Source organism: Cellulomonas sp. GTC20042 (assembly GCF_055389595.1).
Window position 1 is genome coordinate 931,958 of sequence record NZ_AP043678.1, and the last position, 21,494, is coordinate 953,451.

The window sequence follows — 21,494 nt, forward strand, 5'->3', positions numbered from 1 at the left end:
GGGCGGGCCGGGGGTGCGTGCCCGGCCGACTAGGCTGACCCCGTGACCGACGCCTCGTCCCAGCCCCGTCCGGACCAGCCCCGTCCCGTCCTGGTCGTCGACTTCGGCGCCCAGTACGCCCAGCTCATCGCGCGCCGCGTGCGCGAGGCCGCCGTGTACTCGGAGATCGTGCCGCACACCGCCTCCGTCGAGCAGATGCTCGCCAAGGACCCGGCCGCGATCATCCTGTCCGGCGGACCGTCCTCGGTGTACGCCGACGGCGCCCCGTTCGTCGACCCGGCCCTGTTCGACGCCGGCGTGCCGGTGCTCGGCATCTGCTACGGCTTCCAGGCGATGGCCCAGGCCCTCGGTGGCACCGTCGCGCAGACCGGCGCCCGCGAGTACGGCGGCACGGCGGTCGAGGTCGTGCAGGAGGGCACCGTGCTCGCCGGCAGCCCCGACCAGCAGACCGTCTGGATGAGCCACGGCGACGCCGTGCACGCCGCCCCCGAGGGCTTCGAGGTGCTCGCGACCTCCAGCGGCTCCCCGGTCGCCGCCTTCGAGAACCGCGCGCGCCGCCTCTACGGCGTGCAGTGGCACCCCGAGGTCAAGCACTCCCCGCTCGGGCAGCGCACCCTCGAGCACTTCCTCTACGAGGGCGCCGGGCTCGCCCCGGACTGGAACCCCGGCAACGTGATCGCCGACCAGGTCGAGCGGATCCGCGCGCAGGTCGGCTCCGCCCGGGTGATCTGCGGCCTGTCCGGCGGCGTGGACTCCTCCGTCGCCGCCGCCCTGGTGCAGAAGGCCGTCGGCGACCAGCTCACCTGCGTCTTCGTCGACCACGGACTGCTGCGCTCCGGCGAGGTCGAGCAGGTTGAGCAGGACTTCGTCGCCTCCACCGGCGTCAACCTGATCACCGTCGACGCCCGCGAGCGGTTCCTGACCGCGCTGGCCGGCCACACCGACCCGGAGACCAAGCGCAAGATCATCGGCCGCGAGTTCATCCGCGTGTTCGAGGACGCCGCCCGCCAGGTCGTCGAGGACGCCGGTGCCAGCGGCGAGGAGGTGCGCTTCCTCGTGCAGGGCACCCTCTACCCGGACGTCGTGGAGTCCGGCGGCGGCGAGGGCGCGGCCAACATCAAGAGCCACCACAACGTCGGCGGCCTGCCGGACGACCTCCAGTTCGAGCTGGTCGAGCCGCTGCGCACCCTGTTCAAGGACGAGGTCCGCGCCGTCGGCCTCGAGCTCGGCGTGCCCGAGGCGATCGTCTGGCGCCAGCCGTTCCCGGGCCCGGGCCTCGGCATCCGGATCATCGGCGAGGTCACCGCTGAGCGCCTCGACGTGCTGCGCGCCGCCGACCTGATCGCCCGCGAGGAGCTCACCCGCGCCGGCCTGGACCGCGACATCTGGCAGTGCCCCGTCGTGCTGCTCGCCGACGTGCGCTCGGTCGGCGTCCAGGGCGACGGCCGCACCTACGGCCACCCCGTCGTGCTGCGCCCGGTGTCCTCCGAGGACGCGATGACCGCCGACTGGACCCGCCTGCCCTACGACGTGCTCGCCACGATCTCGACCCGCATCACCAACGAGGTGCCCGAGGTCAACCGCGTGGTGCTCGACGTCACGAGCAAGCCGCCGGCCACCATCGAGTGGGAGTGACCGCGCCGGTCACCGCCTGACGTGCCACGGCCCGGTCCCCTGCGTGGGGGCCGGGCCGTGGTGTGTCCGGGCGTCGTCTCAGGGAGCGCTCGCGAGCGCGGCGTCGCACGCGTCCGAGGGCTCGATCTGCACCCTGTCCGTGCCGTCGAACGACATGATCCCGCGGCCGACCTGGTCGCCGTCCGGCAGGCCGATCAGGGCGAGCGTGATGGAGTGGGGGACGACCTCGTCGCTGCCCTCGGCCACGTCGTCGCTACCGCCCACCCAGGACAGCTCGACCGACGAGTCCGCGGTGACGCCCGCGGCGGTGAGGGTGTCGATCTCGGCGTCGACGCAGGCGGCGGGCAGATCTCGGGCGTCGACCAGGTCCAGGTCCGGCGGCGCGGGGTAGACCGCCAGCGCGGCCACCCGCTCGGCGTCGCCGCCGCCGACCGCCTGCACGTACTCGCGCACCAGGGCGACGTTCGCGGAGTCGTCCGCGGTCGGTTCGGGGTCTCCGTCGGAGGCGGTGCACCCGAGGAGCAGCATCAGCGGCAGCGCGGTCGCCGCGAACCCGAGGGTCGTCCTTGCCTCGGGCGTCGTCTCGGGTCGCATGGGGGTCCTCTCCTCGGGGCCGGGTCGTGCCTGCCCTGTAGGGGTAGCACGTGCGGCAGGGCTCCGAACGCCCGAGAGGAGGTTTGCTCAGGGGTGCAGCAGGGCCAGCGCGGCGCGCAGGGGCTCGATCGCCACCTGTCCCGGGGCCGACGCCCGGCCCACCGTGCCGAAGGTGGCCGCGGAGCCGAACACCCCGCCCGCGACCCGCGACGCGACGCCGATCGGGCCCATCGCCATGGTGATCAGCGGGCGGTCGGTGCGCAGCGAGGCAGCCCGGGTGGCGCCGAGCAGGGCGAGCACGTCCCCGGCGTCGTGCGGCATGACGGCGATCTTCAGCACGTCGGCGTCGGCCTCGGCCATGCGGAGCAGCCGGTCCACCAGCTCGTCCTGCGCGGGGGTGCCGTCGAAGTCGTGCTGGGAGGCCACCACGGGGACGCCGGCCTCGTGCGCGAGGTCGACCAGGGTGCGCACGGTGACGGGCTCCCGGGTGATCTCCACGTCGAGCAGGTCGACCGCGCCGGTGCCGAGCAGGGTGCGCAGCAGGTCCAGGTACTGCGCGTCGGTGACGTCGGCCCTCCCGCCCTCGGGGAGCGTGCGGACGGTGGCCAGCAGCGGCAGGTCGTCCAGGGCGTCCCGCAGGTCGTGCGCGACCTCCGCGACGAGGGCCGGGTCCGAGCGCCCGTCGAGGTGGTCGACCCGCCACTCCACGACGTCCGGACGCGCGGCGGCGACGGCGGCGGCCTCGGCGAGCAGCGCCGCGCGGTCGGTGCCGGTGAGCGGCACGATCACGGCGGGCCGGCCGGTGCCGAGCGTCGTGCCGCGCACGGTCACGGGCGTGACGGTCATCGAGGACCCTCCATGGGCTGCGGGGGAGTGCGGGGCCGCCGGTGGGGCCCGGTCCACGGGCCGAGGGCGACGGCCGTCAGTATGGCCCAGTTGGTACGCTCCGGGCCGGGTCCGAGCACCACGTGGTCGCATCCCGCCCCTGATCCTGACGCCCGGAGGTCGCGCGGTGCCGTCCACCCCCACGCCGCCCGGCCGGCGCGCGCCCCGTCCTCCGCGGGTGCCCGGGCACGGTCCACTGGTGGTGCTGTGCGGTCCGATGGGATCGGGGAAGACGACGGTGGGGCGTGCGCTCGGTCGCCGCTGGGCTGTCGGCCTGCGGGACACCGACCAGGACGTCGAGCGCGTGGCGGGGGCGACCGTGGCGGAGATCTTCCGCGACCACGGCGAGGACGAGTTCCGTCGGCTGGAGCACGAGGCGGTGGTGACGGCGCTGGCCGAGCACCACGGGGTGCTGGCGCTCGGTGGCGGGGCGGTGCTGCACGCCGGGACGCAGGCGGCGCTCGCGGCGTACGCGGCGGACGGCGGCGTGGTGGTCTTCCTCGACGTCAGCGTGGAGCAGGTCGCGTCGCGGATCGGCCTGGACGGCTCGCGCCCCCTGCTGGCCGGGGACGCGCGCGGGCGCTGGCTGGAGATCATGCACGCCCGGCGCGCGGTGTACGAGCGGGTGGCGACGCTGCGCACCCCGACGGACGGGCGGTCGGCGCGCGAGGTCGCCCGGGAGATCGAGCGGCGGCTGCACGCGGCCCCGGCGCGACCGGCGGACGCGTCCGAGGTCTGATCCCGGAGCTGCTGCGCGCGGGCGGGCCCTCGGTCCCGGGTGCGTGCGGTGCCTTCTCGGGCCTTCCGGGCGGCCGGGCCCTCGGTCCCACGTCGAACCCGCAGAGGCCGGTGTCGGTCCCGCGATCCGCGCCGAGACCTGGCCGAGTTTGGGACCAAAGTCCTAAGGTTGTCCGGACAGCCGTCTGGGACCAACGACCTGTTTTCGAGAATCTCGGGGTTTGTGCGCCGCTTCACGAGCGGCATCCGGGGCGCGCGCATGACCAACGTCCCACGCCAGGCGCGCCGGATGGCCCAGGCTCTTACCCGTGGGGCTCACAGGTCCCGCCGGGCCGGCTGACAGGCGGTCCGTATCGGGGGTATCGGGAAGGGAACCACCACATGTCTACCGTGGCAGCGACGGGCGGCTCGAAGGCTGCTCGCGTCATCGGCATCATCTCCGCCATCGCCGGCGTCATCCTCATCATCGCGGGTGGCGTGACCTACGGCATGGTCGGCAGCAAGCTGGACGAGCAGAAGATCACCGTCTCCGAGGACGCGGCGAACTTCGGCGGCTCCAAGGTCAACTCTCCGTGGACCGCGTTCGCGCAGGCCGACATCATCGAGCACCACGCCCTCGAGGCGACCGGCGGCAAGACCTACGCCGAGCTCGAGAAGGACGACCCGCTGCGCGAGACCGCGATGAACGCCTCGTTCCTGCGTGGCTCGCTGTTCACCTCGGTCGTGGCCTTCGGCGTCGCCGCCCTGGTGATCGGCCTGGGCGTCATGTTCATCCTCGTCGGCTACGCGCTGTTCGCGCTGGCCGGCCGCAAGACCACCGTCGAGCCGGTCGCCCCGGTGACGGAGCCGGGCCTCAAGGCCTGACATCGCACGCCCGACGGGCCGGGACCGCACAGGTCCCGGCCCGTCGTCGCGTCCGGCCCGCGTCGTCCCTCCACGACGCCGGGCCGCCGTGACGCCGCCGATCCCTCCGGTCGGCGGCGTCCGTGCGTCTCTCAGCGCCCCTGACGACCCGCGGGGCCGTGGCCCCGGCGGCGTGCCGCGCTGATCACGGAGCCGAGCAGCAGCGCCGCGCCGGCCCCGGCGAGCAGGATGATGAACGCGAGCTGCACGTCGATCCGGGCGCCGGCGGCCATGGCGAGGATGCCGACGCCGCACACCGCGACCACCAGGCCCCACACCACCGTGCCCGTGCGCGGCTCGCGGGACACCGGCGCCTCGGGGGCGGGCTGGACGGGCTGCGGTGCCGTCCACGTGGACGCTGCGGGGCCGGTCGGACCGGCGCTCCACGACGCGGCCGCCGGCTGCGGCGCGACCGGCTGCGGGCTGACCGGCTGCTGCGCGGTCGGCGGCGTGGCCGGGGCGGGGTACGGGTCGACCGGGACCTCGGCACCGGACGAGCGTGGCGCGTCGTCGGCCGGGGCAACGGCAGGCTCGTCCTCGGTGCGGGGGAGCACCGCGGTCGCCGGCTCCTGCGGGATCACGGCCGTCTCGGGGTCCTGCGCGGTGGCGATCCGCTCGGTCGGCGCGTCCGGCACGGTCGCGATCCGCTCGGTGCGGTCGGGCTCGGGCTCGGTGTCGGGCTCGGCGAGCTCGTGCTCGATCTCCGCCGCGATGTCCTGCTCGGCCGCGGCCTCGACCTCCTGCTCGGTGGGCGTCGCGTCGTCGGGCTGCTGCGGGGTGCTGGGGCCGGTGGTGGTCATCAGTCCTCCTCGATGGTGATGGAGCCGAGGCCGAGGTCGACGTTCAGCGCGATCTGCGCGTCCCGCCCGTCCCGCATCTCGTCGCTGGTGAAGGTGCGCTCGTGGCCGAAGCCGCCGACCGAGCGGTGACGGTCGTCGACCTCCCACTTCACGTCGCCGCCGCCCATGGACACGTCCGCGCTCACGGCGATGTCGTCCGGCACGATCACGGTGATGTCGCCCAGGCCGCCGCTGATCGGCACGACCAGGGTGTCGCCGGTGAGCGGGACCTGCGTCAGGTCGATCGTGGCGTCGCCGATGCCGAAGGAGTAACCGGCCTCGGCGGCCGCACGGCTGTCGACCACGAGCTCCTCGTCCGAGAACGCGCGCCGGTCGGCGTTGTCCCACCAGTCGCCGCCGGCGGTGGCCGCGGCGGGCAGGGCGGCGATCGTGCCGATGATCGCGAGGGCGGTCAGACCGCCGGCGGAGCGGCCACGCAGGCCGGAGACGATGATCGCCAGGCCGACCAGCACCACGCCGCCACCGAGCACCACCGCGGCGATCGGGCCGTCGTAGTGACCGGTGCGCTCCGCGATCATCAGCCCGGCCAGGCCGAGCAGGACCAGCGCGACGACCACGCCGGTGACGGCCGCGCCGGGGCCGCGCACGATCGGCTTCGGGGGCTTGGGCGGCTTCGGGGGGACCGGCGGCTGCGGGGTCCAGCCGCGACCGGGCGGCGGGGGCGTCGGGGCGCCGTACCCGGCGCCGGGCGCGCTGCCGTAGGGGGCGGCCGGTGCGCCGCCGAAGACGGGGGCGGGCGCCGGGGCGGGCTGCGGCGGCACGGCGGCGTGCACCGGGGGCACGGGTGCGCCGGCGGCGGGCTGCGTCGACTGTCCGGTGGCGGGCATGGTGGACCGTCCTTCCGACGGGGGTGTCCAGGGCTGCTGCGGGGGGCGCGGCGCACCGTCCCCACGACGGTTGCTGGCGATGATCGCGACCACGGCCACCACGGCGGCGGTCCACGCGACGGCCGGGAACCAGCCGGAGTCGAACGGACCCCAGCCGAACCACCAGTCGCCGGCGCCGGCGCCGAGCACGACCATGCCGATCGCGCCGAGCAGCGCGATGTCGAACCGGCCGCGGATGGTCTCCTCCAGGTGGATGCGCCCGTCGGACTCCTCGGGCAGCAGCGCCCAGGCGACGCCGTAGAGCACGAAGCCGAAGCCCATCAGCATGGTCACGCCGACCACGCCGCGGACCAGCAGCGGGTCCACGCCGAACCGGCGCGCCAGGCCGCCGGCCACGCCGCCGAGCCAGCGGTCGGAGGTGCGCACGACGCCGATGCGGCGGACGGCGGCGAAGAAGCCGTCGATGCCCTGCTGCCCGGGCTGGGGCGGCGGGGTCGGCTGGCCCTGCGGGCCCGGGGGGACCGGCCCGTAGCCGGTGCGGTCGTCGCTCATAGGTCGATCCTGGCGGCCCGCACCACCCTGACGACATCCGGCACCCCCCTGAGACACCCCTGAAAGGTCCGGGCGCGACCCTGATCCTGGCCCCGGGTGGCTGCCCGGGGGTGGGTGGACGTGTGACGATCAGGGCATGGACTCCCCGACGCGCCTGCCGCTGCGCCGCCCGGAGAGTGGTCGCCGCGTCGGCGGCGTCGCTGCCGGTGTCGCGCTGCACCTCGGGCTGTCGGTGCGTCTGGTCCGGCTCCTGTTCGTGCTGCTCACGCCGCTGGGCGGCGCCGGGGTGCTGCTCTACGTGTTCCTGTGGGTGACGGTGCCGGAGGGGGACGCCCGCGCGGTCGCCGAGGCCGCCCGCCCCGCCGCGCTGTCCCGGATCGCCCGCCCGCAGCAGTCCGAGGTGGTCGACCGGCTGCGCCGCATGCCGTGGACCGAGATCGCGATCGGTCTGGCGCTGGTCGCCGGGGCCGTGGCGCTCGCGCTGACCCGGTCCGGCACCCGGATCGGCGGGTCCTGGATGGTCCCGGTGCTGCTGCTGGTGGCCGGCACGGCGCTGGCATGGAGCCAGCTCGACGCGATGCAGCGCGAGCGCAAGGCGGGTGCCACCCGGCGCCCGGTGAGCCTGCTCCGGCTGCTCGGGGGCCTGGTGATCGCGGGGGTCGGCGTGCTGCTGCTGGTCGGTCAGGAGGCCGATCCCGCCACCCTGATCCGCTCGACCGTCGCCGCCGTGGCGGTGCTGGCCGGTGTCGCCCTGGTGCTCGCGCCGTGGTGGCTGCGGCTGATCCGCGAGCTCGGCGACGAGCGGACGGCGCGTGCCCGCGAGTCCGAGCGGGCCGACATCGCCGCGCACCTGCACGACTCGGTGCTCCAGACCCTCGCGCTGATCCGCTCGCGCGCCGACGACCCCACCGAGGTCGCCCGGATGGCCCGTGCGCAGGAGCGCGAGCTGCGCGCCTGGCTCTACGACGACCGCCCCGCCCCCGGCACCTCGGTCGCCGCGGCGCTGGCGGCGATCGTCGCCGAGATCGAGGACACCCGCACCGGGCCGGACGGCGAGGCGGTGACGATCGAGACGGTCGTCGTCGGCGACTGCGAGCCGGACTCCGCCACCGACGCGCTGCTCCAGGCCACCCGCGAGGCGCTGCTGAACGCGGTCCGGCACGGACGGCCCCCGGTGTCGCTCTACCTGGAGGTCGGGCCGACGGAGATCGAGGTGTTCGTGCGCGACCGCGGCGACGGCTTCGACCCCGACGCGGTGCCCTCCGACCGGTTCGGCGTGCGGGAGTCCATCCTGGGACGGGTGCGCCGCCGCGGCGGTCGCGCGCAGGTGGTGTGCAAGGACGGCGGCGGCACCGAGGTGCGGCTGCAGCTGCCGCTGGCCCCCGACGTCGGGCAGACGGCCGGCGGCGAGGCGTGGACGGTGCCGGGGCCGCAGGCGACGGGCGCGGGCACGGACGACGAGAGGACGAGGCAGGCATGAGCGAGCAGGCGGTCGACGTGGTGCTGGTCGACGACCACCTGATGTTCCGGGCGGGCGTGCGCGCCTCCCTGGACGGCCGGGTGCACGTGGTCGGCGAGGCGTCGACGGTGGACGAGGCGGTGCAGGTGGTGCGGGCGACGCGGCCCCCGGTGGTGCTGCTCGACGTGCACCTGCCCGGCGGCGACGGCGGTGGCGGCGCGGAGGTGATCCGCTCCTGCACCGATCTGCTGGGCGAGACCCGGTTCCTCGCGCTGTCGGTGTCCGACGCCGCGGAGGACGTGGTCGCGGTGATCCGTGCCGGTGCGCGCGGCTACGTGACCAAGGCGATCTCCGGGCCGGACCTGTGCGACGCGGTGCTGCGGGTCGCCGGCGGGGACGCGGTGTTCTCGCCCCGGCTGGCCGGGTTCGTGCTGGACGCCTTCGGCGCGGCGGCCGGTGACGTCGCCACCGGTGACGACGAGCTGGACCGGCTGTCGGCGCGCGAGCGCGAGGTGATGCGGCTGATCGCGCGCGGGTACTCCTACCGCGAGGTCGCCTCGGAGCTGTTCATCTCGATCAAGACCGTCGAGACCCACGTGTCCGCGGTGCTGCGCAAGCTCCAGCTGTCCTCGCGGCACGAGCTGACCCGCTGGGCGGCGGCGCGCCGGCTGCTCTGAGCCGGGGCGCCGCCACCGCGGGCGTGGTGCGTGCGGCTCAGAAGTTGTCGCCGCAGGTGTAGGTGACGCCGTCGACGTAGTGCTCGCCGGGGCCGAGGTCCGAGCAGGTCTGCCAGATGTTCCCGAACAGGGCGACGATCCCGATCGAGATGACCAGCCACAGCGCCCCGACGATCACCGCGGCGATCGACAGGCCCTTGCCCGCACGGGCCAGGCCGCGCCCGCGCACCAGCCCGACGATGCCGAGCACCAGGCCGATCAGCGAGGTGCACGGGATGATCGCGGTCACCAGCGCGACGATCGACAGCGTGCGGGTGGAGGCCGCCTTCTTCTCGCCGGCGTCGGGCACGCCGTAGGCCGGGTCGCCGCCGGGGTACGCGGGTGCGGCGCCCGGGTAGGCCGGGCCGACGCCGGGGTACGCGGTGCCGGGGTAGGCCGTGGGCTCGCCGGCGGCCGGCTGCTGCGGGGCGCCGCCGTAGACGGGCGGGGCCGGGGGCGTCGGCGGGGCCGGGTACGGGTCCGCTCCGGGAGCCGGCGCCTGGCCGCCCGTCGGGTCAGGGTTCTCCGGGCCGGTCGGGGGGTAGGGCGTGGACATGGGCTCCTCGTCTCGGTCGCTGCGGGTGTGACCGGCGGTCACCTGCGGCATCGTGCCACGGACCGGGGACGCGTCGCCCTCGATCTCGTGGTGTGCTGGGCACCTCGTGCCCGTGCGGGCGCACGCCGGCTCGCCCCGGCGTGCGGTTCCCGCCGTGCGGTCGCGTGCCCGTCCGAGCCCCCTGGAGGTCCCCGTCATGAGCACCGTGTACGGCCTGCTGGTCGTCCTGCACCTGGTCGGCTGGGCGATCGTGCTGGGCGGCTGCCTGGTCACCCTGCGCCAGCCCGCGATGCCGAAGGGTGCGCTGCACGGTGCGCTGACGGCGCTGGTCACCGGGGTGGTGATGGTCGGCCTGCGGTCCGCCGAGGTCGGTGACCTGCACCCGCCGGACAACGCGAAGATGGCGGTGAAGCTGCTGGTGGCGCTCGCGGTCACCGTGCTGGTGTGGATCGGCACCCGTCGCCCGGAGCGTGCGACCCGGGGCCTGGTCGGCGCGACGGTCGGCCTGGTGCTGGTCAACGTCGTCGTCGCCGTGCTCTGGCGCTGAGCCGGCCGGACGGCACCACCGGTCGCCGACGAGGATGTCGGTGCGGGCGCCTAGGCTGTTCCCCGCCATGACGTCGCTCTTCGAGAACCTCCCGCTGCCCGGACTCGACCTCGCCCGCCTGCCGGCGGCCGTCCCGCCCCGGGGCGACGCCGCGCCGCGCCGCGGGGTCGCGCGTGACGACGTGCCCGAGGCGGCGCCCGAGATCTCCTCGGCCGCCGCGGACGCGCTGCTCGACGGGCTCAACCCGCAGCAGCGGGAGGCCGTCCTGCACCACGGCGGCCCGCTGCTCATCGTCGCGGGCGCCGGCTCGGGCAAGACCCGCGTGCTCACCCACCGCATCGCGCACCTGCTGGCGACCCGGCGCGCGCGGGCGGGGGAGATCCTCGCGATCACCTTCACCAACAAGGCCGCCGCCGAGATGCGCGAGCGCGTCGCCGACCTGGTCGGGCCGTCCGCCCGGGCGATGTGGGTGTCGACCTTCCACTCCGCCTGCGTGCGGATCCTGCGGCGCGAGGCCGCGACCCTCGGCATGCGGCAGTCGTTCTCGATCTACGACGCCGCCGACTCCCAGCGGCTGCTCACCCTGGTCGCCCGCGAGCTCGACCTCGACCCGAAGAAGTACCCGGCGAAGGCGCTGGCCTCCAAGATCTCGAACCTCAAGGACGAGCTGGTCGACCCGGACGCCTTCGCGGCGACCGACGGCGGCTCCGCCGGCAACGACTTCGACCAGGCGCTCGCGCAGGTCTACACCCGCTACCAGCAGCGGCTGCGGCAGGCGAACGCCCTCGACTTCGACGACCTGATCATGACCACGGTGCACCTGCTCCAGGCGTTCCCGGCCGTCGCCGAGCACTACCGGCGCCGGTTCCGGCACGTGCTGGTCGACGAGTACCAGGACACCAACCACGCGCAGTACGTGCTGGTGCGTGAGCTGGCGGGCGTGGGCGGACCGGCGCAGGACGCGGACGGCGCGGTGCCGCGTGGCGAGCTGACCGTCGTCGGTGACGCGGACCAGTCGATCTACGCGTTCCGCGGCGCCAGCATCCGCAACATCATGGAGTTCGAGGCCGACTACCCGGACGCCACGACGATCCTGCTCGAGCAGAACTACCGCTCGACCCAGACGATCCTGTCGGCCGCCAACGCCGTGATCAGCCGGAACCCCGGGCGTCAGGCCAAGCGGCTGTGGACCGACTCCGGCGCGGGTGCGCAGATCGTCGCCTACGTGGCGGACGACGAGCACGAGGAGGCCCGGTTCGTCGCCGAGGAGATCGACCGGCTCGGCGACTCCGACGGCGTGCGCCCCGGCGACGTCGCGATCTTCTACCGCGCCAACGCCCAGTCCCGGGCGCTGGAGGAGGTGCTGATCCGCGTCGGCCTGCCCTACAAGGTGGTCGGCGGCACCCGGTTCTACGAGCGGCGCGAGATCAAGGACGCCGTCGCCTACCTGCGCGCGGTCGCGAACCCGGACGACGACGTGAACCTGCGCCGGATCCTCAACGTGCCCAAGCGCGGGCTCGGCGACCGGTCGGAGGCGATGGTCGCGGGCTTCGCCGAGCGCGAGCGGATCTCCTTCGGCGCGGCCCTGGACCGGCTGGACGAGGTGCCCGGGCTCGGCACCCGCGCGATCACCGGGCTGCGCTCCTTCGCCCTGATGATGTCCGACCTGCGCGACCTGGTGGACCGCGGCGCCGGCCCCGCCGAGCTGCTCGGTGCGGTGCTCGACCGCAGCGGCTACCTGGCCGAGCTGCGCGCCTCGGAGGACCCGCAGGACCAGACCCGCGTGGAGAACCTCGCCGAGCTGCACGCCGTCGCCAGCGAGTTCGAGCAGTCCGAGCCCGAGGGCGACCTGGCCGACTTCCTGGAGCGGGTGTCGCTGGTGGCGGACTCCGACCAGATCCCCAGCGACGACGGCGGCGACGGCGACGGACCCGCGGTGGACCAGGGCGTCATCACCCTGATGACCCTGCACACCGCCAAGGGCCTGGAGTTCCCGGTGGTGTTCCTCACCGGCATGGAGGACGGCACCTTCCCGCACATGCGCTCGCTGGCCGACACCGACCAGCTCGCCGAGGAGCGGCGGCTCGCCTACGTCGGCCTGACCCGTGCGCGCGAGCGGCTGTACATCTCGCGCGCCGCCGTCCGCACCGCGTGGGGCGTGCCGAACGAGTTCCCGCCCAGCCGGTTCCTCGACGACCTGCCGGAGGACCTGCTCGACTGGCGGCGCCGCGAGTCCAGCACCGACCGCCTGCGCGGCCCGGGCGGGTTCCTCGGCGGACGGTCCGGCGGCTACGGCTCGGGCTCGGGGGGTGGTGGCTGGCGTTCCGGCGGCGGCTCCCGCACCGAGCGGCCGGCGCGCACGTCCTCGCCCTCGACCAGCACGGCGTCCTTCGGCTCGGCCACCCCGCGTCCGGACGCGGCGATCCCGACGCTCGCCGTCGGCGACCGGGTCACCCACGACGCCTACGGGCTGGGCACCGTGGTCGCCGTCGAGGGCGGCGGCCACAACGCGGTCGCCAAGGTCGACTTCGGCACCGAGGGCACCAAGCGGCTGCTGCTGCGGTTCTCGCCGGTCACCAAGCTGTAGCCGGTCGACGGGTCCCCTGGTCGCTGACCTGGCACGATGGCAGGCATGCGCAGCCCTCTCTTCGACCAGGCCCACGCCGAGATCCAGACCGGCGAGCGGTTCGCCCTGCAGAGCAGCAAGATGCTCAAGGTCACCCTCGGCCCCGACGTGCTCTGCGCGAAGGGAGCGATGGTCGCCTACCAGGGCGCCGTCACGTTCACCCACGAGTCCGCCGGCTCGCTGGCCCGGCTCGCCAAGCGGATGGTCAGCGCCGACGACCAGCCGCTGATGCGGGTGGCCGGTCAGGGCGAGGTGTTCTTCGCCCGCAGCGCCGAGAACGTCTTCCTGCTCCAGCTCGAGGGCGACGGGATCAGCGTCGGCGGCGCCTCGCTGCTGGCCTTCGACTCCACGCTGCACTGGGACGTGCACCGCACCAAGGGTGCCGGGATCATGACCGGCGGCCTGTTCAACACCCTGATCCAGGGGCAGGGCGTGGTCGCGCTGACCTCGCACGGCGCCCCGATGATCCTGGACTGCTCGCAGCAGCCCACCTACGTCGACCCCAACGCCGCGGTGTGCTGGTCGGCGAACCTCACGCCGGGCGTCGTGTCGAGCATGAACATGAAGTCGATGCTGCGCGGCGGCTCGGGCGAGGCGTTCCAGTACGCGTTCCACGGGCCGGGCTTCGTCGTCGTGCAGCCCTCCGAGGGGTACCCGATCGCCTCGGCCTGACGGGCGGCGCGGTCGGGAGCGCGGTCAGGCGGCGGCGCGCTCCGCGAGGTCCCGCTCGACCTCGGCGGTGAGTGCCGCCGGGTCGACCCCGCAGCGCAGCAGCAGCGCGTGCCCGGCGCTGTCGCGCAGCCGGAGCACCGCGAGCAGCACGTGGCCGGCCTCGATCCGCTGGTGGCCGAGCCGAACGGCCTCGCGCAGCGCGACCTCCAGGGTCTTCTTGGCCTCGGCGGTGAAGGGCACGTGCCGGGGCGGACGTCCGGCAGGGCCGCGCCGCCCCGCGCCGGCCGCGCCGGTGGCATCCAGCGCGCCCGCGCCGAAGGTCGCGTCGGCGCTGCGCCGGACGGCGTCCAGGTCGATGCCGAGGGAGGCGAGCGCCGCCGCGTCCAGGTCGTCGGCGGCGTCGGGAGCGTCGAACCGGTCGAGCAAGGTGCGGCGGTCGGCGCCGTGGGCGGCGAGGACGCGGGCGGCCGGGTCGTCGGCGGAGGCCAGCGCGACGACCAGGTGCGCGGCGCCGATCTGCCGGTCGCCGAGGTCGCGGACGACCTGCTGCGCCTCGACGACGGTCTGCCGGGCGCCGGTGGTGAACCTCTCGAACATGGCGGTCTCCTTCAGGGGGTGCGGCGGCGGTGCTTCTGGTGGACGGCCTGGCGGCTGACGCCGAGGGCGTCGGCGATGTCCTGCCACGACCAGCCGAGGGTGCGGGCGCGGTCGACCTGGAGCGTCTCCAGCCGGTCGGCGAGCACGCGCAGGGCGCGGACGGCGCGCAGGCCGAGCGCGGGGTCTTGCCCGGCGGCGGCGGCGAGCGTGCTGCCGGCGTCGGGCGCGGCGGGCGCGGTGGCGGGGGAGTCGTCCATGTCGTCAACGTAGATTGACGCGGCTGCGATTGTCAACGGGTCTTGACGCCGAGAGCCCGGGTTGCCTTGACGTCGAGAGAAATCCTCGGTGCCGGGGCTACCATCGAGCCGGCAGAGCAGCCATCCCTGGCGCAGGGCGACGGAAGGACCGCAGCAGGTGGACCTGTTCGAGTACCAGGCACGAGACATGTTCGAGCGGCACGGCGTCCCCGTGCTGGGCGGGATCGTCGCCACCACCCCCGAGGAGGCGCGCACCGCGGCAGCCACGCTGCTCGGTGCCGACGGCGCCCCAGGCGTCGTGGTGGTGAAGGCGCAGGTCAAGACCGGCGGTCGCGGCAAGGCGGGCGGCGTGAAGCTCGCCCGGTCCGCCGACGAGGCCGCCGAGAAGGCCGGCGAGATCCTCGGCATGGACATCAAGGGGCACACCGTGCACCGGGTGATGGTCGCCGCCGGCGCCCGGATCGCCCGCGAGTTCTACTTCTCGCTGCTGCTCGACCGCGCCGAGCGGCGCTACCTCGCCATGGCGAGCGTCGAGGGCGGCATGGAGATCGAGCAGCTCGCGGTCGAGCGTCCCGAGGCGCTGGCCCGGGTGCCCGTGGACCCGCGCACCGGGATCGACGCCGCGAAGGCCGCCGAGATCGTCGCCACCGCCGGCTTCGACGCCGAGATCGCGCCGAAGGTCGCCGCCGTGCTGGAGCGCCTGTGGGAGGTCTACCGCGACGAGGACGCCACCCTGGTCGAGGTCAACCCGCTGGTGCTCACCGAGGACGGCGAGGTCGTCGCCCTCGACGGCAAGGTCACGCTGGACGGCAACGCCGACTTCCGGCACCCGGACCACGCCGCCCTGGAGGACGCCGCCGCCGCGGACCCGCTCGAGGCACGCGCCAAGGCCAAGGACCTCAACTACGTCAAGCTCGACGGCGAGGTCGGGGTGATCGGCAACGGCGCCGGCCTGGTCATGAGCACCCTGGACGTGGTCGCCTACGCCGGTCAGGAGCACGGCGGCGCGAAGCCGGCCAACTTCCTCGACATCGGTGGCGGCGCCTCCGCCGAGGTGATGGCGGCCGGCCTCGACATCATCCTGTCCGACCCGCAGGTCAAGGCGGTGTTCGTCAACGTCTTCGGCGGGATCACGGCCTGCGACGCGGTCGCCAACGGCATCGTGCACGCGCTGGAGATCCTCGGCGACCACGCCACCAAGCCGCTGGTCGTGCGGCTGGACGGCAACAACGTGCTGGAGGGCCGGCGGATCCTGCGCGACGCCGCGCACCCGCTGGTCACCCTGGCCGACACCATGGACGGCGGAGCGGCCGAGGCCGCCCGGCTGTCCGCGCTCGCCACGGCCTGACCGCCCCGAGACCCCAGAGACGAGAGACAGCTCCCATGGCGATCTTCCTGACCGCGGACTCGCGCGTCATCGTGCAGGGCATGACCGGCTCCGAAGGCAGCAAGCACACCACCCGCATGCTGGCGTCCGGCACCACCGTCGTCGGCGGCGTGAACCCGCGCAAGGCCGGCACCAGCGTCGAGTTCCCGCGCGGCGACGGCTCCGGGCTGACCGTGGCGATCCCGGTGTTCGGCAGCGTGGCGGACGCCGTCGCGGCCACCCGCGCGGACGTCTCGGTGATCTTCGTGCCGCCGGCCTTCACCAAGGCGGCGGTGATCGAGGCTGTCGACGCCGGCGTGCCGCTGGTGGTGATCATCACCGAGGGCGTGCCGGTCGCCGACACCGCCGAGTTCTTCGCCTACGCGCAGGACAAGGGCGTGCGGCTGGTCGGCCCGAACTGCCCCGGCCTGATCAGCCCCGGGAAGTCCAACGTCGGCATCATCCCCGCGGACATCACCGGCCCCGGGCGGATCGGCCTGGTGTCGAAGTCCGGCACGCTGACCTACCAGATGATGTACGAGCTGCGGGACCTCGGGTTCTCCACCGCCGTCGGCATCGGCGGTGACCCGGTGATCGGCACCACGCACATCGACGCGCTGGCCGCGTTCGAGGCCGACCCGGACACCGACCTGGTCGTGCTGATCGGCGAGATCGGCGGCGACGCGGAGGAGCGGGCGGCGGCGTACATCACCGCGCACGTCACCAAGCCGGTGGTCGCCTACGTCGCGGGGTTCACCGCCCCCGAGGGCAAGACCATGGGCCACGCCGGGGCGATCGTCTCCGGCTCCGCCGGCACCGCGCAGGCCAAGAAGGAGGCCCTGGAGGCGGCGGGGGTCAAGGTCGGCACCACGCCCACCGAGACCGCCGAGCTCGCCCGCGCGCTGCTCGCCTGAGCGGTCTTCTCTCGTCGAGAGGGCAGCAGTTGTCGCTTCCGCGGGCCGGGAAGCGACAACTGCTGCCCTCTCGGTGCGCCTGGCGCGCGCGGCGGCGCGCAGCGGCGACCATGGAGGGGTGAGCAGCGCACCCGGCACCCGTCCCGACCGCCGGGCACCCCGGACCGGGCGGACGCGACGCGTGGTGGACGACCGGGCCGCCTCGTCGTTCTTCGTCAGCGACCTCGACGGTGCCCCGCGCTGGGTCGGCGGCATGCTCGCCGGGCTGCAGGGCGCCCTGCTGTCGCTGCTGGTCGTGGTGCTGCCGGCGGTCGCCGTGTTCGTCGCGACCTCGGCCACGCCGACCGCGCAGGGCGTCGCCTGGACGCACGCGGTGCGGGTCGCCGCCGGGCTGTGGCTGCTGGCGCACGGGGCGCCGTTCGCGATCGAGCCCTCGGTGACCCTGCTGCCGCTCGGGCTGACGGCGCTCGCGCTGTTCTCCTGCTACGCCTCCGCGCGACGTTCCGGCTACGCGACGAGGTCCGCGCTGGGCGCCGGGGTCGCGGCCTACCTCGGCGTGGTGCTGGTGGTGGGGCTGTTCGCCGGTGCGCCGCTGCTGCACCTGGTGCTCGCGCTGATGGGGGCGACGCTGCTGGCGGTGCTCGGCATCGGCGGCGGGCTGCTGCGCCGTCCGGAGGCGCCACGGCTGCGGGACGTGCTCGCCCCGGTGCGCGACCGCCTGCCCGAGGCCGTGCACCGCGGGGTCCTCGCCGGGACCGCCGCGCTGGCCTCGCTGGTGGTGCTCGCGTCGGCGCTGGTCACGCTGTGGGTCGTCACCGGCCGGACCACGATCTCCGAGGTGGTGAGCGGCCTCGGCCTGGACGCGGTCGGCGGGGTGGTGCTGGCGATCGGCGAGCTCGCCTACCTGCCGACGCTGGTGGTCTGGGCGCTGGCGTGGATCGCCGGCCCGGGGTTCCAGGTCGGTGCGGGCACGTCCTTCGCGGTCGGCGGGACGTCCGCCGGTGCGCTGCCCGCGGTGCCGCTGCTCGGCGCGCTGCCGGCGCCCGACGTCTCCGGCGGGGTGCTGCGGATCGTCCCGGTGGTGCTGGTCGCGATCGGTGCGGCCGTCGCGCTGGTGCTGCGCCGTCGGCTCGTGACCACCCGTGCGCTGGACCCGCTGGTCGCCACCGTGGTCATGGCCGGCACATCGGGGATCGGCGCCGTGCTGCTCGGCGCGCTGGCCGGCGGAGGGATCGGCCCCGGGCGGATGGCCGAGCTCGGGCCCGACGCGCTGCCGGTCGGGCTCGCCGTGGCGGCGGGAGTCGGCCTCGGCGCCCTGCTGGTGCTGCTGCCGGGAGACCGGCACGTGCGGGCGCTGGTGGCGCGCGGGGCGCGACGGACGTGGTCGGCGGTCACCGGTGGGCGCGGCGCCGCGGCGCAGGCCCCGACCGGCTCCGACGACTGACGGGGCCACCCGGCTCGATCGATCCGCCGGGCCGCTCGATCGGCCCGGGCCGCCGGATCAGCCCTGCTCGCCGGTCTGCGGCAGCCGCGCGTCCTCGTACTGCTGCTCGCAGGCCGCCTGCGCGGACTCGGTGAGGGCGGTGCGCAGGCAGTCCTGCCGCTCGGTCGCGGCGGTCCACCCGCTGAGCGAGACCAGCGTCGCCATCAGCAGCAGCCCGGTCATCACCAGCCCGGCGACCAGCATCGGCATCACCCCGCCCAGCCGCGCCAGCCGGACCGCCCCCAGCGCGCGCAGGCCGGAGAGCAGCGCGCCGACCACGAACACCAGCGAGGCGGCCTGCCAGGGCAGCGGGAGCATGCTCACGGCGATGGCGGCCAGCAGGTAGACGCCGAAGTGCCGGATCAGCCGCCCGGCCCGCGCGACGTCGGCGGGGTCGGCCGGGGGCAGCGGGGGCCGGACGCCGGGAGGCGGGACGGCGCCGCCCGGAGGGAGCGGGCCCTGCGGGAGCGGGCGCTGCTGGTGCGGGCCGTGCGGGTGCGGGCCCTGCGGTGCCGGACCGGACGAGCCCGGGCCGAACGGGCGCGGCGGGACCGGGCCGGGGTACGGGCCGCGCGGCGACCCCGCAGGACCGCCCGTCGAGCCGTCCGCGCCGTCCGGCCCCGGTGCGCCGGGCGCCGTCGGGGTCGACGCGCCGTCGGCCGGTGGCTGACCGGGCTGCGGGGGCGCGTACGGGTTGCTCACCCCTGCATCCTCTCGCATCCGCGCCGTGGGCCCGGTGCGGCGTCCGGCGGCGGCGCGGTTAGGGTTCCGCCCATGACCGCGACCCCGCCCCGTCCCGCCACCCGTCGCACGGGTCGTGTCGTCGTGCTGGTCTCCGGCGCCGGATCGAACCTGGCGGCGCTGCTCACCGCGCACGCGCAGCCGGACTACCCCGCGCGGGTGGTCGGCGTGGTGGCGGACCGGGCGGCGGCGGGCGGGCTGGACCTGGCGCGGGCCGCCGGGGTGCCGACCGCGGTGGTGGCGCCCGGGGACTTCGCGGACCGGGCGGCCTGGGACGCGGGGCTGGCCGAGACGATCGCGGTGTTCGCCCCGGACCTGGTGGTGTCGGCCGGGTTCATGCGGATCCTCGGGGCGCCGGTGCTCGACCGCTGGCGCGACCGGGTGCTCAACACCCACCCGGCGCTGCTGCCGGCGTTCCCCGGCGCGCACGCGGTGCGCGACGCGCTGGCGTTCGGGGCGAAGGTCACCGGCTGCACGCTGCACGTGGTCGACGCCGGGGTGGACACCGGCCCGGTGGTGGCGCAGGTGGCCGTGCCCGTGCTGGACGGCGACGACGAGCACACGCTGCACGAGCGGATCAAGGTGGCCGAGCGCGCGCTGCTGGTGGACCAGGTGGCGCGGGTGGTCGCCGGCGGTCTGACCGTCGACGGGCGCCGCGTCACGGTCGGCGCGCTCGGGTAGGCTCGTCCGCGGGCCGTGACTGGCGAGAGGTGGAACTGACCACCGGGGAGCGACCCGATCGAACCGTTCCGTCGCACCGATCGCCTGGGTGCCCGGGTCCTGATCCGCGCACCGTCGACCGGTGCACGCCGCCGACCCGGAGGTCCTCGTGACTGCCCACCTCGCCCCGCTCCCCACCGTCGCCGACCCGACGGCCGACACCACCCGCCGCCCGGTGCGCCGCGCGCTGCTGTCGGTCTACGACAAGACCGGCCTGGTCGACCTCGCCACCGCCCTGCACGCCGCGGGCGTCGAGCTGGTGTCCACCGGCTCCACCGCGGGCACGATCGCCGCCGCCGGCGTGCCGGTGACCCGCGTCGAGGACCTGACCGGCTTCCCCGAGTGCCTGGACGGGCGGGTCAAGACCCTGCACCCGCGGGTGCACGCCGGGATCCTCGCCGACACCCGCCGCCCGGAGCACCTGGCGCAGCTGGACGAGCTGGGCGTCGCGCCCTTCGAGCTGGTGGTGGTGAACCTGTACCCGTTCACCGCGACGGTCGCCTCGGGCGCCACCCCGGACGAGTGCGTGGAGCAGATCGACATCGGCGGGCCGTCGATGGTGCGCGCCGCCGCCAAGAACCACCCGAGCGTCGCGGTGGTCGTGGACCCGGCCGCCTACGCCGAGGTCGTCGCGGCGGTCACCGCCGGCGGCTTCACCCTGGCCGAGCGCACCCGGCTCGCCGCGCAGGCCTTCGTGCACACCGCCTCCTACGACGTCGCGGTCGCGTCCTGGATGGGCAGCGTCGCCACCAGCACCGACGAGGTCGACGGGGTCAGCACCGGGTTCCCGGCCTGGATCGGCGGCACCTGGGAGCGCGCCGACGTGCTGCGCTACGGCGAGAACCCGCACCAGCGCGCCGCGCTCTACACCGCCGGCGACGGCGCCCCCGGCCTGGCCCGCGCGACGCAGCTGCACGGCAAGGCGATGAGCTACAACAACTACGTGGACGCCGACGCCGCCTGGCGCGCCGCGCACGACCACGAGGGTCCGGCGGTGGCGATCATCAAGCACGCCAACCCGTGCGGGATCGCGGTCGGCGCCGACATCGCCGACGCGCACGCCAAGGCGCACGCCTGCGACCCGGTGTCGGCCTTCGGCGGGGTGATCGCCGCGAACGGCACCGTCACCCGCGCCGCAGCCGAGCAGATCGCCGAGGTGTTCACCGAGGTCGTCGTGGCCCCCGGCTACGAGCCCGAGGCGCTGGAGATCCTGTCCCGCAAGAAGAACATCCGCCTGCTGACCGTGGACGGCGCGCCCTCCGCCCCGGTGGAGACCCGACCGATCAGCGGCGGGCTGCTGGTGCAGGCGGTGGACCGGATCGACGCCGCGGGCGACGACCCGAGCACGTGGACCCTGGCCGCCGGTGCGGCCGCCGACGCCGCCACGCTGGCCGACCTGGCGTTCGCCTGGCGCGCGGTGCGCGCGGTGAAGTCCAACGCGATCCTGCTGGCCGCCGACGGCGCCTCGGTGGGCGTGGGCATGGGCCAGGTCAACCGGGTGGACTCCTGCCGCCTCGCGGTGGAGCGGGCCAACACCGGCGACGTCGAGCGGGCGCGCGGCGCGGTCGCCGCCTCGGACGCGTTCTTCCCCTTCGCCGACGGCCTGCAGGTGCTGCTCGATGCCGGTGTGCGCGCGGTCGTCCAGCCCGGCGGCTCCGTCCGCGACGAGGAGGTCGTCGCGGCCGCTGCGGCCGCCGGCGTCACCCTCTACCTCACGGGCACCCGCCACTTCGCCCACTGAGCGCGCCCCGCGCGTCGGGATCGCGTCGAGAGTGCACGAATGCAGGCTTCCGTTCCCGTGAAGCCTGCGTTCGTGCAACCTCGGTGGCGGGATGGTCTGCCATGA

21 protein-coding genes and 1 riboswitch are annotated in these 21,494 nt (G+C 75.2%); of the genes, 13 read left to right on the forward strand and 8 right to left on the reverse strand.

The window, feature by feature from the left end; genetic code table 11:
- Nucleotides 1–42 precede the first annotated feature (42 nt).
- A complete protein-coding gene (gene guaA, locus ACZ5HG_RS04385; protein ID WP_464180623.1) occupies nt 43–1,635 on the forward strand; it encodes a glutamine-hydrolyzing GMP synthase in 1,593 nt (530 codons plus the stop codon).
- Nucleotides 1,636–1,713: 78 nt separating this feature from the next.
- Here the strand turns inward: guaA and ACZ5HG_RS04390 are convergent, their stop codons facing one another.
- Entirely contained in the window at nt 1,714–2,229 is a 516-nt protein-coding gene (locus tag ACZ5HG_RS04390; protein WP_464180626.1) for a hypothetical protein, read from the reverse strand.
- 87 nt (nt 2,230–2,316) lie between these two features.
- Nucleotides 2,317–3,075 carry a type I 3-dehydroquinate dehydratase gene (aroD, locus tag ACZ5HG_RS04395; protein ID WP_464180628.1) on the reverse strand — a complete coding sequence of 253 codons (759 nt, stop codon included), beginning with the start codon at nt 3,073–3,075 and terminating at the stop codon, nt 2,317–2,319.
- A 241-nt stretch (nt 3,076–3,316) separates the two neighbouring features.
- On the opposite strand from aroD, the gene ACZ5HG_RS04400 reads away from it, so the two are divergent.
- Nucleotides 3,317–3,853, forward strand: coding sequence for a shikimate kinase (locus ACZ5HG_RS04400; protein ID WP_464182097.1), 537 nt, complete (start codon nt 3,317–3,319; stop codon nt 3,851–3,853).
- Between the two features lie 380 nt (nt 3,854–4,233).
- Nucleotides 4,234–4,716 carry an aromatic ring-opening dioxygenase LigA gene (locus tag ACZ5HG_RS04405; protein WP_464180630.1) on the forward strand — a complete coding sequence of 161 codons (483 nt, stop codon included), beginning with the start codon at nt 4,234–4,236 and terminating at the stop codon, nt 4,714–4,716.
- Between the two features lie 131 nt (nt 4,717–4,847).
- Here ACZ5HG_RS04405 and ACZ5HG_RS04410 read toward each other — a convergent pair whose 3' ends face one another.
- Nucleotides 4,848–5,555 carry a hypothetical protein gene (locus ACZ5HG_RS04410; protein ID WP_464180631.1) on the reverse strand — a complete coding sequence of 236 codons (708 nt, stop codon included), beginning with the start codon at nt 5,553–5,555 and terminating at the stop codon, nt 4,848–4,850.
- Complete coding sequence (locus ACZ5HG_RS04415) at nt 5,555–6,994, reverse strand: PspC domain-containing protein (protein WP_464180632.1); 1,440 nt, start codon at nt 6,992–6,994, stop codon at nt 5,555–5,557. The genes ACZ5HG_RS04410 and ACZ5HG_RS04415 overlap by 1 nt, the downstream gene beginning before the upstream one ends.
- Nucleotides 6,995–7,130: 136 nt before the next feature.
- Between ACZ5HG_RS04415 and ACZ5HG_RS04420 the strand changes: the two genes are divergently transcribed.
- Both ACZ5HG_RS04420 and ACZ5HG_RS04425 read left to right on the forward strand, forming a co-directional pair.
- Nucleotides 7,131–8,474: an ATP-binding protein gene (locus ACZ5HG_RS04420; RefSeq protein ID WP_464180633.1), complete on the forward strand. Its 1,344-nt coding sequence runs from the start codon at nt 7,131–7,133 to the stop codon at nt 8,472–8,474.
- Entirely contained in the window at nt 8,471–9,130 is a 660-nt protein-coding gene (locus ACZ5HG_RS04425; protein ID WP_464180635.1) for a LuxR C-terminal-related transcriptional regulator, read from the forward strand. Before ACZ5HG_RS04420 ends, ACZ5HG_RS04425 begins: the two co-directional genes overlap by 4 nt.
- A gap of 37 nt (nt 9,131–9,167) precedes the next feature.
- Here ACZ5HG_RS04425 and ACZ5HG_RS04430 read toward each other — a convergent pair whose 3' ends face one another.
- Nucleotides 9,168–9,725, reverse strand: coding sequence for a DUF4190 domain-containing protein (locus tag ACZ5HG_RS04430; protein WP_464180637.1), 558 nt, complete (start codon nt 9,723–9,725; stop codon nt 9,168–9,170).
- Nucleotides 9,726–9,921: 196 nt separating this feature from the next.
- Between ACZ5HG_RS04430 and ACZ5HG_RS04435 the strand changes: the two genes are divergently transcribed.
- The 3 genes from ACZ5HG_RS04435 (at nt 9,922) to ACZ5HG_RS04445 (ending at nt 13,570) form a co-directional block, all read left to right on the forward strand.
- Entirely contained in the window at nt 9,922–10,272 is a 351-nt protein-coding gene (locus ACZ5HG_RS04435; protein ID WP_464180639.1) for a hypothetical protein, read from the forward strand.
- 67 nt (nt 10,273–10,339) lie between these two features.
- Nucleotides 10,340–12,859, forward strand: coding sequence for a DNA helicase PcrA (gene pcrA / locus ACZ5HG_RS04440; protein WP_464180641.1), 2,520 nt, complete (start codon nt 10,340–10,342; stop codon nt 12,857–12,859).
- A gap of 45 nt (nt 12,860–12,904) precedes the next feature.
- Nucleotides 12,905–13,570, forward strand: coding sequence for an AIM24 family protein (locus ACZ5HG_RS04445; protein ID WP_464180642.1), 666 nt, complete (start codon nt 12,905–12,907; stop codon nt 13,568–13,570).
- 24 nt (nt 13,571–13,594) lie between these two features.
- Here the strand turns inward: ACZ5HG_RS04445 and ACZ5HG_RS04450 are convergent, their stop codons facing one another.
- Together ACZ5HG_RS04450 and ACZ5HG_RS04455 are read right to left on the reverse strand one after the other, a co-directional pair.
- Entirely contained in the window at nt 13,595–14,167 is a 573-nt protein-coding gene (locus tag ACZ5HG_RS04450; protein WP_464180644.1) for a Clp protease N-terminal domain-containing protein, read from the reverse strand.
- 11 nt (nt 14,168–14,178) lie between these two features.
- Nucleotides 14,179–14,424, reverse strand: coding sequence for an RNA polymerase subunit sigma-70 (locus tag ACZ5HG_RS04455; RefSeq protein ID WP_464180646.1), 246 nt, complete (start codon nt 14,422–14,424; stop codon nt 14,179–14,181).
- Between the two features lie 157 nt (nt 14,425–14,581).
- Here ACZ5HG_RS04455 and sucC point away from each other — a divergent pair, with 157 nt between their 5' ends.
- The 3 genes from sucC (at nt 14,582) to ACZ5HG_RS04470 (ending at nt 18,148) form a co-directional block, all read left to right on the forward strand.
- A complete protein-coding gene (sucC, locus tag ACZ5HG_RS04460) occupies nt 14,582–15,772 on the forward strand; it encodes an ADP-forming succinate--CoA ligase subunit beta (protein WP_464180647.1) in 1,191 nt (396 codons plus the stop codon).
- Between the two features lie 35 nt (nt 15,773–15,807).
- The gene (sucD, locus tag ACZ5HG_RS04465) at nt 15,808–16,704 is read left to right on the forward strand and encodes a succinate--CoA ligase subunit alpha (RefSeq protein WP_464180649.1); all 897 of its coding nucleotides are present in this window, start codon (nt 15,808–15,810) and stop codon (nt 16,702–16,704) included.
- A gap of 118 nt (nt 16,705–16,822) precedes the next feature.
- A complete protein-coding gene (locus ACZ5HG_RS04470) occupies nt 16,823–18,148 on the forward strand; it encodes a cell division protein PerM (RefSeq protein ID WP_464180652.1) in 1,326 nt (441 codons plus the stop codon).
- A gap of 57 nt (nt 18,149–18,205) precedes the next feature.
- On the opposite strand, the gene ACZ5HG_RS04475 is transcribed toward ACZ5HG_RS04470, so the two are convergent.
- Nucleotides 18,206–18,889, reverse strand: a complete 684-nt coding sequence (locus tag ACZ5HG_RS04475) for a hypothetical protein (RefSeq protein ID WP_464180653.1) — start codon at nt 18,887–18,889, stop codon at nt 18,206–18,208.
- Between the two features lie 72 nt (nt 18,890–18,961).
- Between ACZ5HG_RS04475 and purN the strand changes: the two genes are divergently transcribed.
- On the forward strand, nt 18,962–19,609 hold the full coding sequence (gene purN / locus ACZ5HG_RS04480) for a phosphoribosylglycinamide formyltransferase (RefSeq protein ID WP_464180654.1): 648 nt from the start codon (nt 18,962–18,964) through the stop codon (nt 19,607–19,609).
- A gap of 5 nt (nt 19,610–19,614) precedes the next feature.
- Nucleotides 19,615–19,706, forward strand: a riboswitch (ZMP/ZTP riboswitch).
- Between the two features lie 51 nt (nt 19,707–19,757).
- Entirely contained in the window at nt 19,758–21,389 is a 1,632-nt protein-coding gene (gene purH / locus ACZ5HG_RS04485; protein WP_464180656.1) for a bifunctional phosphoribosylaminoimidazolecarboxamide formyltransferase/IMP cyclohydrolase, read from the forward strand.
- The last annotated feature ends 105 nt before the right edge of the window (nt 21,390–21,494 follow it).

What these genes read in the sequence shown, in the direction of transcription:
- ACZ5HG_RS04390 (WP_464180626.1), bottom strand. Translation starts at nt 2,229, where the DNA reads ATGCGACCCGAGACGACGCCCGAGGCAAGGACGACCCTCGGGTTCGCG.
- aroD (WP_464180628.1), bottom strand. Translation starts at nt 3,075, where the DNA reads ATGACCGTCACGCCCGTGACCGTGCGCGGCACGACGCTCGGCACCGGC.
- ACZ5HG_RS04405 (WP_464180630.1), top strand. Translation starts at nt 4,234, where the DNA reads ATGTCTACCGTGGCAGCGACGGGCGGCTCGAAGGCTGCTCGCGTCATC.
- ACZ5HG_RS04410 (WP_464180631.1), bottom strand. Translation starts at nt 5,555, where the DNA reads ATGACCACCACCGGCCCCAGCACCCCGCAGCAGCCCGACGACGCGACG.
- ACZ5HG_RS04415 (WP_464180632.1), bottom strand. Translation starts at nt 6,994, where the DNA reads ATGAGCGACGACCGCACCGGCTACGGGCCGGTCCCCCCGGGCCCGCAG.
- ACZ5HG_RS04420 (WP_464180633.1), top strand. Translation starts at nt 7,131, where the DNA reads ATGGACTCCCCGACGCGCCTGCCGCTGCGCCGCCCGGAGAGTGGTCGC.
- ACZ5HG_RS04425 (WP_464180635.1), top strand. Translation starts at nt 8,471, where the DNA reads ATGAGCGAGCAGGCGGTCGACGTGGTGCTGGTCGACGACCACCTGATG.
- ACZ5HG_RS04430 (WP_464180637.1), bottom strand. Translation starts at nt 9,725, where the DNA reads ATGTCCACGCCCTACCCCCCGACCGGCCCGGAGAACCCTGACCCGACG.
- ACZ5HG_RS04435 (WP_464180639.1), top strand. Translation starts at nt 9,922, where the DNA reads ATGAGCACCGTGTACGGCCTGCTGGTCGTCCTGCACCTGGTCGGCTGG.
- pcrA (WP_464180641.1), top strand. Translation starts at nt 10,340, where the DNA reads ATGACGTCGCTCTTCGAGAACCTCCCGCTGCCCGGACTCGACCTCGCC.
- ACZ5HG_RS04445 (WP_464180642.1), top strand. Translation starts at nt 12,905, where the DNA reads ATGCGCAGCCCTCTCTTCGACCAGGCCCACGCCGAGATCCAGACCGGC.
- ACZ5HG_RS04450 (WP_464180644.1), bottom strand. Translation starts at nt 14,167, where the DNA reads ATGTTCGAGAGGTTCACCACCGGCGCCCGGCAGACCGTCGTCGAGGCG.
- ACZ5HG_RS04455 (WP_464180646.1), bottom strand. Translation starts at nt 14,424, where the DNA reads ATGGACGACTCCCCCGCCACCGCGCCCGCCGCGCCCGACGCCGGCAGC.
- sucD (WP_464180649.1), top strand. Translation starts at nt 15,808, where the DNA reads ATGGCGATCTTCCTGACCGCGGACTCGCGCGTCATCGTGCAGGGCATG.
- purN (WP_464180654.1), top strand. Translation starts at nt 18,962, where the DNA reads ATGACCGCGACCCCGCCCCGTCCCGCCACCCGTCGCACGGGTCGTGTC.